Below are 13,624 nucleotides of genomic sequence, written 5' to 3' on the forward strand. Positions count from 1 at the left end.
TCATGTTCTGGCTATATGTAACATAAATACACGTGTTCTAAAAATAGTCATTGTGAAGATGGAAATGCACCAGTCTAAGCTTGCTTGTTCCATACCATCTAATCTCGTTTCGCTTATCACATGGACCACTTCAATACTATCCGCTCCCACCGGACAGCTATCGGTATTCCATATTGACTTCAATGACATTTGCTGTCCGAAGAACAAGGTTTGGGATATCCTCTTTGAACCGATCGCTTCGCATACCACTTTTTGGGCCGGAGATACTTACTGCCCCGATGGCGACGTCTTCTGGGTTGCGGAGTGGGGCTGCGACACATCGGACACCCTGAAGGCGCTCTTCATCATCTGTTGCGAATCCTTGCTCTCGGATCCGCTCTATATCCTCAAATAGTCGCCCACGATCAGTTATCGTTGTAGGAGTAATGGCTGGAAGACCGTGTCGATCGATTATCTCATCAATACGATCATCTGGAAGGCATGACAGAATCGCCTTCCCCGCAGATGTAGTTTGGAGGTTCACTCGTTTGCCAATATAGGTATCGATCTGGAAAGCATCCTCGCCCTTAGCCTTTGCAAGAAACACACCTTGTCCAAACTCTTCGATCATGAGGTTAGCATGTTCACCGGTCTTGTACGCCATCTTCTCTATTTCTGGCCTCGCGACGCGATAGAGCACATCCCTGCTTCGGTGGCGCCCACCGATGCTGAGAAATCGTGTCCCAAGCTGATACTCTCTATTCTCGCGGGTCACAAACTCGTGATATTCTAGAGTCTTGAGATGATCGAAGGCAGTGCTGGTTGGTATACCGACGTGATTGGCTACTGTTGAGACACCCGCTGGCTCAAGTTGAGTCAACGCTTCGATGACTTCTATTGTTGTCTGGGTTGTCTGTACTAAACCAGAGTGTTCATCCATACTTGCAATGTCTGTCTCTAAGACGGATATCTCTTCCGCCATAGCCGGAAACGAAATCCGCTTCTTCTGGAAAACATCCCTTCTTCGCTAGCGGCGTGAGTCAGCCAAATTCTAACTGCTCACTCTCTGCAGAATAGCGCTGTTCAATAGTCTGGCTGGTTAGTACAGGCGACTTCCATCTCTTTGAGTTTTATACAGCTATAACAAAAGCTATTAGCGTTGCTTGCAGATTCCTCATCGATGTCGGATCTAGAAATCACGGGCGTCGAGACGTACCTCGTCGCGAATCCCTGGAAACCCTGGGTGTTCGTCGAAGTCGAGACCAACGAGGGTGTCACCGGGCTGGCCGAGGCGACGACCCACGACAAGCCGCGAACCGTCGCCGCGGCGATCGACGAGATGTCGAACTTCTTCATCGGGCGTGACCCCTTCGACACCGAAGCGCTCTGGCTCGAGATGTACCGCGACGAGTGGTTCTCGAAGGGCGTCATCAATACGACCGTATGCTCGGCCATCGACATGGCCTGCTGGGACATCAAGGGGAAAGTTCTCGACAAGCCCGTCTACGAACTCCTCGGCGGGGCCGTCCACGGAACGGAACTCCGCACCTACGCGAACGGCTGGTACCAAGACACGGGCCACACGCCCGAAGGGTTCGCCAAACAGGCCCAGAAGGTCGTCGACGACGGCTACGATGCCATGAAGTTCGATCCATTTGGTACTGCGTGGCAGTCGATGTCCAGAAAAGAACAGAACAATTCGGTCAACATCGTCGGCGCGATCCGCGAGCAGGTCGGTCCCGACGTCGACCTCATGATCGAGTGCCACGGGCGCTTCTCGGCCGGCCAAGCCGTCGAGATCGCCCGCGAGATGGCCGAGTTCGAGCCGACCTGGTTCGAGGAGCCGTGCCCGCCGGACTCGATCAACAGCCTCGCGGAGGTCGCGCGGAAGTCGCCGATCCCCGTCTCGACCGGCGAGCGCCACATGACCAAACACGACTTCTTCGAGCTGGTCACCCGAACCGACGTCGACCTCTTCCAGCCCGACCTGATGAATACCGGAGGGATCACCGAGGGCAAGAAGATCGCCGGCCTCGCCGAGGCCGACCACGTCGACCTCGCGCCGCACAACCCGCAAGGGCCCGTGGCGGGCGCTATCTACGGCCACTTCTGCACCTCGATCCCGAATTTCAGAATTCAGGAGATGTTCCAGACCTACGACGTCGACTGGGTCGACGACCTCATGAACAAGCCGCTCGTCGTCGAGGACGGCTACATGCAGATCCCGGAGGGGCCGGGCTTCGGCATCGAACTCGACCACGACGTCGTCGAAGAGCACGAGTACACCGAGGACAAGGTCCACACCATCGACCTCTGGGAGTCCGGCTGGGAAGAGCGCGCCGACGAGAAGCGCTGAATCGGAGCCGAACCACTCACCCCGTCTCGTCCGGCGCGTTCGTCCCGGACGATGTCGCGAACCCTTTTTATCGACCCCGGCGGTAGGTGCTGGGTATGTCACTCACAGACTGGCTCGATGGTTACGAGGACCGCGACTGGCAGACGGCGACAGAGGGCACGGTTCGCTACGCCCTGATCGGCCTCGGCTGGTGGGCCACCGACGTCGCGATGCCGGCGATCGCCGACTCCGAACTCGGCGAGACCACGGTGCTCGTGAGCAGTTCGACCGAGAAAGCAACGCGTCTCGCGAACGAACACGACGTTTCCCGAGGGATCACCTACGACGAGCTCAAGGACGGCGAGGCGAGCAAGGCCTACGACGCGGTCTACGTCTGCACGCCGAACGCCTACCACCTGGAGTACGTCGAGGCAGCCGCCGAACTCGGCAAGGGGATCGTCTGTGAGAAGCCCATGGAGGCCAGCGTCGAGCGGGCGGAGGAGATGGTCGAGGTCTGCGAGCGCGAGGACGCCCCGCTGATGATCGCCTACCGAATGCAGACCGAACCCGCCGTCCGGCGCGCGCGCGAACTCATCGAGGCGGGCTTCGTCGGCGAGCCCATGACCGTCTACGGCCACAACTCCCAGCCGCTGCTCGAAATGATCCCCGACCCCGACCAGTGGCGGCTCACCCCCGATCTGACCGGGTACGGGACGAGCGTGATGGATCTGGGGATCTACTCGATCAACACCGCCCGCTACCTCCTCGACCGCGACCCGGTCGCCGTGCAATCGATGATGGCGACCGAACACGAGGCCTTCGAGGGCCTCGAAGACGAGCGCGCCTCGTTCATGCTCGACTTCGACGGCGTCGAGATGGTCTCGACGGCGACCCAGAACGGCCAGGAGGACTCCCAACTCACGATCACCGGGACGGAGGGCCAGGTCGAGATCCGGCCCGCCTTCCCCGGCACCTGTCGGCTCCACGTCAGGCGCGGCGACCAGTCGCTCGACTTCGACCGCGAGGAGTTCGGGGCCGTCGAGGAGATGCGCGAGGAGTTCGATTACTTCGCCGACCGCCTCCTCACCGACGCCCCGATCGAACCCGACGGCGAACACGGTCTCCACGACCTCCGAACCATCGAAGCCATCCACGAGGCCGCCGAGACCGGCGACATCGTCGGAATTCAGTAGTTCAGTAATTCTTGCTCCGTCCGCCGGATTTCGTCTATTCCGTCGAGCGGTTCACTTGCTCGGTGACCGACGCGAGGTGGTTCGTGAACAACCCGACCTCGACGCCGAGGGTGATGTACTGGACGCCCGCCTCGATCCACTCGTTCGCGACTTCCGGGGTGTCGGCGAACGCGCCCACGACGACGTCGGCCTCGGCGGCGCGCTCGCAGACGTGGTTCATGAGTTCGACGACGCGGTCGTCGGTGACCTGACCGGGGATCCCGAGCGACTGTGAGAGGTCGTACGGCCCGAGGAAGACCACGTCGATCCCCTCGACCGCGAGGATCTCGTCGATGTTCTCGACGCCGCGCTCGCCCTCGACCTGCACGACGAGCAGGGTTCGTTCGTTCTGGTCCTCGGTGTAGGTGTCGCTCCCGACGTACTCGCCGGCGCGAACGTACTGGGAGAGCCCGCGGCTCCCGATCGGGTCGAACCGGGCGACCTCGACGGCCGCCTCGGCTTCCGCGCGGGTCTCGACCTGGGGCACTTGGACCCCTGCCGCGCCGAGGTCGAGCGCGCGCTGGATCTCGGCTTCGGTGTTGTCGCGAACCCGGACGAGCGGCGCGACGCCCGCGTTCTGGGCCGCCGCCGAGAGGTCGAGGGTGGTTTCGGCGGTCAGCGGCCCGTGCTCTTGGTCGTAGACAACGAAGTCCATGCCGGCGACGCCCACCATCTCCGAGACCATCGCGGAATCGAGTATCTGAAAGGTTCCGACGGCGACCTCGCCGTCCCGAAGCCGGTCGCGGATCGAGTTCGTCAACATGCGGAGAGTGATTTCACACGTGATACTATGAATCTAATGTTGTGTATGCGTCGCCTTAGACAACCAAATTATTAATACTGTTCATTGTGACGAGTTCGTATGGAGTACAAACGGCTCGGCACCACTGGATTAGACGTCTCACCGATCTGTCTGGGTACTTGGCGCTTCGGCCTCAAGCATGAGGAAAGTGGTGTAATGGAGACCGATCGGGAGGAGGCCCACGAATTGCTCGGCGCGTTCGAAGCACGCGGCGGGAACTTCATGCCGGACGGCTCTCGCGCCGACGTGGACGAGCACTTCGAACACGACTATATGGCCGACACGATATGGGACGTTCTCGATGAGATCCGCACCGTCGGCAACGAGGTTGGTGCCTCGCCTGCGCAGGTTGCACTACGCTGGCTGATGGACCACGATCGGTTCAATTGCGTACCCATCGTTGGCGCACGAACCGTCGACCAACTGAACGGGAACTTCGACTCGATCGATGTCTCAATATCTGACGAGCAGTTCGACCGAATAGACGGCGTAATCGAGAGGTGACAACAATCCAGGCAATTGATAGAAATCGTTCCTCACATCTCTCCGGGCTAAAAATCAGAACAGCAATAATCAAGCAGTAGAATTGCGGCATCCGATACACATTTATTATTTTGGGGATAGTCGTACTTAGGGTGACAAGGAGGTCATTCTGCCATGAGTGAGCAACGTCACCCTGTCCTCGAGAGACTGGTTGATAAGGTTGGATCTGCCAAGTTTGTCATTAGGATTTGCATGTTGGTTGATGAATGACATATCAGTTGTTCTATTTAGTAGAGACAACCCCTAGTCTATCGGTTGTCCGGTGAGTCCTGCTGTGAAATTGATATTTCTTTAAGTAGTTATTACTACTGAGAACAACAAAACAATGAAAAACAAGCACTACTCATCACTCGAGATCCAGAATGTTGCTGTCTCCTCAGCTATAGGTCATGAACTCGATCTTAGCTTGGTTGCTCAGCACCTCACCGATGCCGACTTTAATCCTGAACAGTTCCCCGGGATTGTTTTTCAACCAGAAGAGACTAATGCAACATCCGTTATTTTCCGGTCAGGGAAAATGACGTGCACTGGTGCGTCAAGTGTTGGAGCAGCCTACGAAGCTATCAACGCGACTCTAGATGCACTTGGCGAACTCCAGGTCGATATTGGGGCCCCTGACACAAGGATTCTCAATATTGTTTCGACCGCTGACCTCGGTGAACAACTGAATCTCGAGGCAGTTACGATCGGTATCGGTCTTGGGAATACTGAGTACGACCCAGAGTTGTTTCCCGGACTCATCTATCGTCTCCCAGAGGCTAATCCTGCTATACTGCTGTTCAGCTCTGGTAAGCTCGTGATTACAGGTGCCAAAACCATCGATGGATCTGAGAAGGCACTCAAACAAATTGGCGAACGACTTAGTGAGATTGGAATCTTAGAGTGATCTCTCGTTGAGTAAGTTGAGTTCAAGTCCAAAAGCACTAAGATGTCTCTGGATGGCATTTCGAAACTGGATGAGTAGCACTGACAGATATGAGGGCTCTTTGATAACGATCTCGTAGAACGTATTGATACACTGTGATGAGTACAACCGGCCCTGGATATCCATCCAACAGTTTTGGCGAAAGAAAGCTATAGCCTCAATTTGTGAGCGTCTCGTTTTGCCATTCATCTGATCTTGTGCATCATAGCCTCCGTCCTGACTGTAGTCTCCCTACATCCGCTCAACGGAAGTTGAGACTGGCGCCCTCAATGCATAGAACTAATAATGTTGCTGGAGGGAGATGCAAGATTCGTCAGTCTAAAACCCCTGGTGAATCAGGGCGTGATCGGATTTTATGACTACAACACCACTCATCCATTAGTTGGGGCTGTCCTACTTGGCCTCGAAAGGCCTATTTGAACGTTAAGCAAGCCCAAGACTGCGGAGGAACTGCCAAGCCATGTACAGCGCAACAACCCAAATTACCAATGCCGAGACGTAATTCAAATATTTCATCCACTTATCGACGTTCGAGGTCTCTCGGAGGAGTCGACCCGCACCAGCAAGTCCGGTGAACCAGACCCAAGAAACAAGGATACACGCCCCAGCAAACATCCAACGAGCGGGCCCCGAGTACGTCAACGAATTCGTTCCGATAACTCCGATCGTATCGAGAATAGCGTGTGGATTCAATAAGGAGAGCGAAGCGGTGAAGATAGCTTGTTCGCGCACCCCGAGATGTTCCTCTACATCGAGGTCAATAGCGAGCGCTGGAGAATACAACAGTGCCCACCCGATGTACACTAAAAACAAAAATCCTACACCGAACAGGATCACTCGAATCCACTGAAACCGAAGTACGACAGCTGAAACACCGAGGACGGCGAGGAGAATGAGGATCGTGTCGGTGATCCCCGCAGTAACGATCGTTGGAAAGGCCCGCCGGAATCGGGGATGAACGGCCCCTTGTTGGAAGACGAAGACGTTCTGAGGTCCGAGCGCAGCGATCAATCCGAACCCGAGAACGAGTCCATGGATGAATGGTGCGAATAACACAGAGAATAGTCAGTCGCGAAGCCGACTGAACCCCGTCCCAGACATGTATGGCTGACTCAGAAAACTCACCCGAACGAATCGAACAGACGCGATTCGGCCTTGCGAAGGTGTTCTGTGACCGTCGCTTTCGTGATGTCGAGTTCCTCTGCCAAATCGGTCGCTGAAACGTTCCGTGGCCAATCGTAGTAGTCCCGTCGACAAGCAAGCTCGAAGACCTCACGCTGACGCGGCGAGAGGACATCCAATTGGTGAGCACCGGACGGTCGACGATTCCGTGAGGAGATACGTTGAACCCGAATATCAGCGTCCATCTCAGCCCGTACGTCCGCTAACTCTTCTTGTACCATCTCACGCTCCATCGTTGTGACTACGCTCCACTGTTCGCGCCCGCGGTGCATCCGATACGTCTGATGTGGGACGAATCCGTGGGTGACGAGAGAGCCGACGATGTTCTCGCCGGTCTCAGCTCCCCATTCGGCGAGGAATCCTCGGGTTGCTGTCCCATCGGCTGCTGTTCTTGTGCCCTGCCCTGTTTGGTCCATTTCCAGAATGTCCTCAGTCAACGGAGAGGTTTGAATCTCATTGAGCGCCGCATCAACCTCGTAGAGGGACTCAGCGGATACTGTAAACAGTCCATACACCGATTCCGTAGTCTCGTAAAGACCGTGCCCCAGAAGAGTCGCAGCAGTATCCTCGGTAACATGAAGTGTCCAGCACTCTGGGTGCCAAACATCCAGCGTGAGTTCGGTCCCCGTCTCAGTTCTCGAACCGTTCGCGGCTCCATCTCTCGTCACCATTCTCATCTACTTCTGCTGTTGCTCAGATAAGAACTTCACCACAGCCGACTGTCTGAAACCTCAATGACGTTCTGCGCAGACGCTGCGACAGTTCCCAACGGTATATCCAAATTATAGACCAACCACTATGCTGGTTCCCAGACGATTAAACCGGTACCAGTCTTCGTCCGATTCAATGACGAAGAGGGATCAGGACCGTGAACTACTGCGTCTCTCCGTCGACCTTTGGCATCCTGGGTGCTGGGGGATCGAGTCGACGGACGAAACCGGGGCAGGCATCATTGGTCACGGAGCCGCGATCGATGGGAACTCGGGATTCGAGCGCCACACCATCTACGGCGAATCAACTGAGCATCTCTCGCAGGCTATCGAAGTCGCTCACGAATCGTCGTTCATCGAGACTATCCACACACTCGAAGATGACTCGCGTGTAGTGCAATCCCCAGTAGTGGGGAAATCCACGCAGGATGTCTTCATCGAGTATCACGCCGACGAAGCCATCGGCCCCGCTTTCCTGTCCCATGGATTCCTCTTGGACAGCGAGTATCGAATTGAGGACGGTCTCGAAACGTGGATGTTGCTGGTGTTCGCTACCCGAGAGGAGATACGTAGAACACTTGATTCGATCCGTGAGGGGCGTGACGCGGATATCACGCTTCGGAAGATTCGCCCCCTCTCAGGGGCCACTCCCACACAGCAGATTCGGGCAAACGAACCAGCGCTGACACCACGCCAACGTGAGGTGCTCGAACTTGCTCGTAATCGTGGCTACTACGAGTGGCCGCGACACGTCTCCGCGCGTGAGTTAGCCGGAGAGCTAGGAATCTCAAAAACGACCTTCCTGGAACATCTCCGAATCGCAGAGTCGAAACTCCTCAGTACGGCAGACCACGGGTATTCTCGCCGAGACGAATCTACTTGAGGGATAACAAGCCACCGCCCCTCCCATGGGAGGATAGCGTTCAAGCGTTCATGGGACACTATTATTCCTATGTTCCCGATGAGGTGGCCGTATCGATGTCCGTGCACTACGTCTCAGACCATGCGTGATTTTAGATTGGAGGAGTTTCAGTGAGTCAAAAGTATGAGCCAGTCGAGTCTCCGGATTCATCGACTATTTTCGGATACCACGACTTGACGCCGCCAACACTCTCGAATATCCACGCTGCACGACGAACCCTCAGAGAGTATCTTCCTCGAACTCCGCTGGTTCGGAGCGAAGCACTGTCTGCAGAGTTCGATGCGGATGTCTATCTCAAACGAGAGGATACGCTCCCGACGGGTGCATTCAAAGTTCGTGGTGGACTCACACTCACCGCAGGTCTTGACGAGGAATTCTATGAGCCGGGATTGATAGCTGCGAGCACCGGTAATCACGGTGCGTCAGTAGCATACGCGGGGCGTGAGTTCGATATCCCGGTCACGATCGGTGTCCCGGAGGATGCCAATCCAGACAAAGTGGCTTCGATGGAAGCCCTTGATGCTGAGGTTGCCTTCCATGGGTCGGACTTCGACGAAGCGCGCGAATGGGTCGAACGAGAGGCTGCTGAAGAAGGCTATCGATACGTCCATTCCGCAAACGAGCCCGCGCTCGTCGCAGGTGTTGCAACCGCTGGTCTCGAGATCGTCGAGGACCTCCCTGAGATCGACGTCTTCTTTTCACCAGTCGGTGGTGGAAGCAGTGCATCGGGATATTGCCTCACAGTCGGTGAACTGACCGACGCAACAGTGATCGGCGTGCAATCAGAAGCCGCGGATGGAGTTTACCGCGCGTGGAAGGAAGGCCACCTCGAACCGAGCGAGAAGATGGATACGTTTGCCGAAGGGATCGCAACGCGTGTCCCCTTCGCAGGGACAATGAATATCCTACGTGAGCATCTCGACGACATGGTGTTGGTTTCTGACCATGAACTGCGCAGCGGTATTCATACAATGCTCGCTGAAGAGCACGTTCTCATGGAAGGTGCATGTGCGACGGGGGTTGCCGCGATGAGGGAGCTACGTGAAGAAATCGTTGGGAAGACAGTCGTATTTCCGGTCTCCGGGCGAAATCTCGCTCTCGATCGACTTGAAGAAATTCTCGACGGTTGCAACAGCCACGACTAAGCAAAATCTGAGGGTGCTCTCTCAATATATTGGGTGTTGCGTGCCGAGCGCGATTTTAGTCGCCCATGCTTGGGCTCGCCGAAGCCGATATCGGAGTGTTGTCGTCGCAAGCCCCTGTTTGGTTGCTATCTCTTCCATCGTTGCAGTCCGAGGGTGGTCGAAATAGCCCATCTCCCACGCGATCTCCAAGGCCTCACGTTGTTCGTAGGGAAGCTTAGCGTCACGCTCTGACGCCTGTCTATCGAACCATCGTTTGAGATCCCCCGCTCTGCGCACTGAAAGCGAGATTCCATCTGGAAGTTCCTCATGAAGCGTCTCGTAGAATCCTTCAATATCGCGGTCAGTCGGAATCAGGAGTCGCCACTCGTAGGACGATCCCTGCATCGTCGTACCGAATACGAGGCCCTTCCCGAGATGCTGGAGAGCGAGATATCCGAGGGAACTACAGTAACTCATCTCTGTCACGTGCCGATAGATCGTTCGGGCAGTTGCTTCCTGCTCCAGAACCTGGCATTGGTGTTCTGTATCGCACTTCGGCGTCGGATACGTGCAATCGGTGCACCGCTCGCCGAAGAACACTGTTTGCACTGAATCGAGTGCATCTTCAGGTCCGGATAACCGCTCAATCCGCCACCCGCCTTCATGGGTGATCGAGACGTCCAACCCAGTTACAGTAACATCTGAGTGATCAATAAAAATATCCCGAATTGGGTGTACACCATACTCGTAATTGAGGTCGAAGATGTACTCACGCATATATCCTGGTCTGCTGCCCAACCGATTAGGTTCTTCGTAATAACGCGAACGCACAACTATCTCTTCGCCAGTTCGAGATCTCCTTGTGGAGAAAGTCAACATCGAATCCGGCTTTGATTCCATTGACGAGTTTTGGGATCCTCGGGTCGCAGGGAAGTTGAACGGTCAGACTGTGAAGTTCTCGAAAGGGCGCGGTGAGTTCGTTTGGCACGAACACGACGATGCTGACGAGTTGTTTCTCGTCTCCTCAGGCGTTCTTCGAATCCAATTTCGAGACCAGAAAGACATCGTCTTGAAGGAAGGAGAGTTCCTCGTCGTGCCCGCTGGTACCGAGCACTGTCCAGTGGCGGAGCCAGAGGTAGACATCGTGCTATTTGAACCAGAAAACACCCTGAACACTGGGAACGTAGAGAATGACCGGACCCGATCAGATCTAAGCAAATTAGACTGAGCATCTTTTATTGACGGTATTCTTGTAGAAGATGGGGCAGAATACACTATTATGTCGTCAACGCTTGTCTCACGGCACGAAGTTTTCCGAACGATCGCGGCGAAATCCTACTGCGAGTGGCCGGTCTACGATTCTGCACCGCTGTACGACCGGAGTTCGCTGGATGGGCTCGAAGAAGACATCCGAACCGTCGCAAGAGTTTGGTTCGAGCACGATACCCACGAGTCGGTCGAAGATTTCGTGTGCTGCCTCCCGCTGGCGTACGTCGAGTTCGATGCTCACGACCGCTACACAGGAACGACTCGCTACGGAATGGAACAGTTGGTCCGAGTCTTTCTGCTGAAAGCACTCCACGGCTGGGAGCACGAAAGCAAACTTGCCGAGTATCTCGACCGAAGGTCGTCGGTCCAAAAGCATCTCGGATTCGAGAGCGTCCCTGACCAGTCGACACTCTGGAGAACGTGGCATCGTCGTTTCGCACCCGATCTCAGGGAGGCGATCGAAACAGCAGCAAGATCGATTCTCATTCAGGCAGATAGGGTCGACGCTCCTGTTCCCCGCCAGCCACCGGAGCGCTTGTCTCAACGAGAGGAATTCAATGACGAAGCGCCCACTCAGCAGGAGATTCTCGATCGTGCCGAAGACATTACAGAGCAGGTGAGCGGGATCGTCCACCCAGCGTTCTCGTTGAATCGTGGCGAGGGCTCTGAGATACATCAGAATGCGTTCTGGGAACTCCAGACCTACCTCGGGCTGCATGAGCATCTCGCGGCTAATGAAGGCGCACGCAGTTTTCTCTACGAATCCAATCGAGAGCGAACACCGCTTGGGCACAACCATCGGTCGCATCTACGTGAACTGTCCATCGGTGAGATTCGTGAGATGTACCGGGAGGCAGTAGGGCGAATCATCAACCGACTGAGCAAGACAGATGTATTTCATCGCGCTGGGCTGGTCGCTATCGACATCACTGAGGAAGACCCATTCACTGGCAATCGTGAGGGGTACGAAAACGAGATCATCGGGACGAAGGAGAAGAACACCGAGTACGCCTATCAGTGGGCGACCGTGCAGTTAGTCGGGAACGCGGTTCCATTAGTGCTGGACGCACGGCCGGTGAAGAAGGGCGAGACCCGCCAAGAGATCGTTGAGGACCTACTTGATAGCGCTCAGAGTCTGCTCCACATCGACGGCGTGCTGATGGATGGAGAGTTCGATAGCCAACACCTCTTGGAATCCATCTCCCAGCGGGGATTGACCTACGTGGTTCCCAAGCGAATGTATACCAGCGAGAAGGCACAGGCGAAGCGGCTACTCAGTCGCGGTCAGGACTGCTATACAACTGAGCGAGGTCTCCACCTTGGGAAGAACGAGTGGCACGAGACCACGTTCGTCTATAAGCGCAACCCGAATTCTGAGCGAACGGATTACGGTCAGTACGCGGTGTTCATGACGAACGCCCCGGCCGGGGCGGTTCGCGAGTACTCGTACCGCTGGGAGATCGAGAGCGGCTACAAGAGCATCAAGCGCTTCATGGCCGCAACGACGTCGAAAAACTTCGTGCTGCGGTTTTTCTACTTCGCGTTTGCTTGCCTGTTATATTCGATCTGGCGAGCGGTCGATCTCCTCGTTCAGGTGGCTCTGACCGACGGATATGGACGCTCTCCGATTGTGACAGCGCAGAATACGCTCGCGCTGTTGCAGAAGCGGACAGGCGTCGGATAGACCCCTTAATCGAGCCGGAAGCCACGGCTTGAGCCACAGCTCCCTCCAGCGTACCGCCTAGACACGGTTCCAACCAGACCATCGACACGAATCATCGATAGAGTCTGATTTGGCGGCGGCTGGAATCCACAATTCTGCTAAGATCGCGCATTCTGGACCCTCTATAGCCGCTGTAGTCTCATCTTCCCAGCTGGCAGCTTTTTGTATCTCACTATGTGATTTATAGATTTGATTTCAGACGTTACAGAGCCTCAGAAGACAGAGATCGGCGGAATCAGATTCAGCCTACGTTACTCGTGCTTAATCGAATAAGGACCAGTAAACTTACCCACCACCCCGCCCTCCCCCACAGCTAACGCGATGACAATAGCCAGAACCCCGGTTACGCAGGCTGAGAACTGCATTGGGGCCAGTGAATGGAGGGGTATGTAACGTGGTTCGTATCGATGCGGTCACTGAGGACTTCCTGACTGACAAGGGGAAGGGCCATCGTGGGAAGAGCGGGAACTATCGAAGCGACGCTAATAGGGAACTCAATCGCTTCGTGAAGTTCCTCGCTCAGCACGAAGACGCCGTGACGATGTTCGAGGAGTTGGAGTCAGGCCATCTCCGTGAATACGCCCGGCATCTTACCCGCCAGGGCTGGGCGACTGGCACAGTCCGAACCTATTACGCGTATGTTTCCGCGTTCTGTGGGTGGGCTGTTCGTGAAGGCCATCTCGCCGAGAATGTCGCCCAGCGACGCAACGCTACCGAACCCATCCCCGACGATGGCGGTCACAAGAGCGGTGACCAGCAGGCCTGGTCCGCCGATGACCGCCAACAGCTCACCTCTTACGTCGACGAGCAAGCACACGAAGCTATCGACAACGTCAGTGAGGACCGAGAGGCTGCAATCAAGGCCTGTCGCGACCGCG

General features: G+C 55.8%; 14 protein-coding genes. 9 read left to right on the forward strand and 5 right to left on the reverse strand.

The genetic code is table 11. From position 1 onward, the window contains the following. Positions 1 to 157: 157 nt before the first annotated feature. The gene (locus D3261_RS04030; protein WP_120069280.1) at positions 158 to 919 is read right to left on the reverse strand and encodes an IclR family transcriptional regulator; all 762 of its coding nucleotides are present in this window, start codon (positions 917 to 919) and stop codon (positions 158 to 160) included. A 240-nt stretch (positions 920 to 1,159) separates the two neighbouring features. Between D3261_RS04030 and D3261_RS04035 the strand changes: the two genes are divergently transcribed. Both D3261_RS04035 and gfo6 read left to right on the forward strand, forming a co-directional pair. Continuing rightward, positions 1,160 to 2,335 (forward strand): mandelate racemase/muconate lactonizing enzyme family protein, encoded by a 1,176-nt coding sequence (locus D3261_RS04035; RefSeq protein WP_120069206.1) that lies wholly within the window; start codon positions 1,160 to 1,162, stop codon positions 2,333 to 2,335. A 95-nt stretch (positions 2,336 to 2,430) separates the two neighbouring features. Continuing rightward, the gene (gene gfo6, locus D3261_RS04040) at positions 2,431 to 3,507 is read left to right on the forward strand and encodes a D-xylose 1-dehydrogenase Gfo6 (protein WP_120069209.1); all 1,077 of its coding nucleotides are present in this window, start codon (positions 2,431 to 2,433) and stop codon (positions 3,505 to 3,507) included. A gap of 34 nt (positions 3,508 to 3,541) precedes the next feature. Here the strand turns inward: gfo6 and D3261_RS04045 are convergent, their stop codons facing one another. Then, positions 3,542 to 4,309, reverse strand: coding sequence for an HpcH/HpaI aldolase/citrate lyase family protein (locus D3261_RS04045; protein WP_120069212.1), 768 nt, complete (start codon positions 4,307 to 4,309; stop codon positions 3,542 to 3,544). A gap of 99 nt (positions 4,310 to 4,408) precedes the next feature. On the opposite strand from D3261_RS04045, the gene D3261_RS04050 reads away from it, so the two are divergent. After that, entirely contained in the window at positions 4,409 to 4,852 is a 444-nt protein-coding gene (locus tag D3261_RS04050) for an aldo/keto reductase (protein WP_120069215.1), read from the forward strand. 364 nt (positions 4,853 to 5,216) lie between these two features. Further along, positions 5,217 to 5,777 (forward strand): TATA-box-binding protein, encoded by a 561-nt coding sequence (locus D3261_RS04055; protein WP_120069217.1) that lies wholly within the window; start codon positions 5,217 to 5,219, stop codon positions 5,775 to 5,777. 462 nt (positions 5,778 to 6,239) lie between these two features. Here D3261_RS04055 and D3261_RS04060 read toward each other — a convergent pair whose 3' ends face one another. Next, on the reverse strand, positions 6,240 to 6,827 hold the full coding sequence (locus tag D3261_RS04060) for a LysE/ArgO family amino acid transporter (RefSeq protein ID WP_199693909.1): 588 nt from the start codon (positions 6,825 to 6,827) through the stop codon (positions 6,240 to 6,242). A gap of 110 nt (positions 6,828 to 6,937) precedes the next feature. Then, positions 6,938 to 7,669 carry a helix-turn-helix domain-containing protein gene (locus D3261_RS04065; protein WP_120069282.1) on the reverse strand — a complete coding sequence of 244 codons (732 nt, stop codon included), beginning with the start codon at positions 7,667 to 7,669 and terminating at the stop codon, positions 6,938 to 6,940. A 175-nt stretch (positions 7,670 to 7,844) separates the two neighbouring features. Between D3261_RS04065 and D3261_RS04070 the strand changes: the two genes are divergently transcribed. Together D3261_RS04070 and D3261_RS04075 are read left to right on the forward strand one after the other, a co-directional pair. Further along, positions 7,845 to 8,591, forward strand: coding sequence for a helix-turn-helix domain-containing protein (locus D3261_RS04070; protein WP_120069223.1), 747 nt, complete (start codon positions 7,845 to 7,847; stop codon positions 8,589 to 8,591). A 149-nt stretch (positions 8,592 to 8,740) separates the two neighbouring features. Then, a complete protein-coding gene (locus tag D3261_RS04075; protein ID WP_120069226.1) occupies positions 8,741 to 9,775 on the forward strand; it encodes a threonine/serine dehydratase in 1,035 nt (344 codons plus the stop codon). Positions 9,776 to 9,796: 21 nt separating this feature from the next. On the opposite strand, the gene D3261_RS04080 is transcribed toward D3261_RS04075, so the two are convergent. Further along, entirely contained in the window at positions 9,797 to 10,531 is a 735-nt protein-coding gene (locus tag D3261_RS04080) for a helix-turn-helix domain-containing protein (RefSeq protein WP_120069228.1), read from the reverse strand. A gap of 85 nt (positions 10,532 to 10,616) precedes the next feature. On the opposite strand from D3261_RS04080, the gene D3261_RS04085 reads away from it, so the two are divergent. The 3 genes from D3261_RS04085 to D3261_RS04095 form a co-directional block, all read left to right on the forward strand. Continuing rightward, a complete protein-coding gene (locus D3261_RS04085) occupies positions 10,617 to 10,982 on the forward strand; it encodes a cupin domain-containing protein (protein WP_120069231.1) in 366 nt (121 codons plus the stop codon). Between the two features lie 51 nt (positions 10,983 to 11,033). Further along, positions 11,034 to 12,707: a transposase gene (locus D3261_RS04090; protein ID WP_199693910.1), complete on the forward strand. Its 1,674-nt coding sequence runs from the start codon at positions 11,034 to 11,036 to the stop codon at positions 12,705 to 12,707. A 433-nt stretch (positions 12,708 to 13,140) separates the two neighbouring features. Then, positions 13,141 to 13,624: phage integrase SAM-like domain-containing protein (locus D3261_RS04095; RefSeq protein ID WP_199693912.1), on the forward strand; the 484-nt coding region annotated here is incomplete at its 3' end.

This window comes from Halococcus sp. IIIV-5B (genome assembly GCF_003602035.1).
Lineage (GTDB): Archaea > Halobacteriota > Halobacteria > Halobacteriales > Halococcaceae > Halococcus > Halococcus salsus.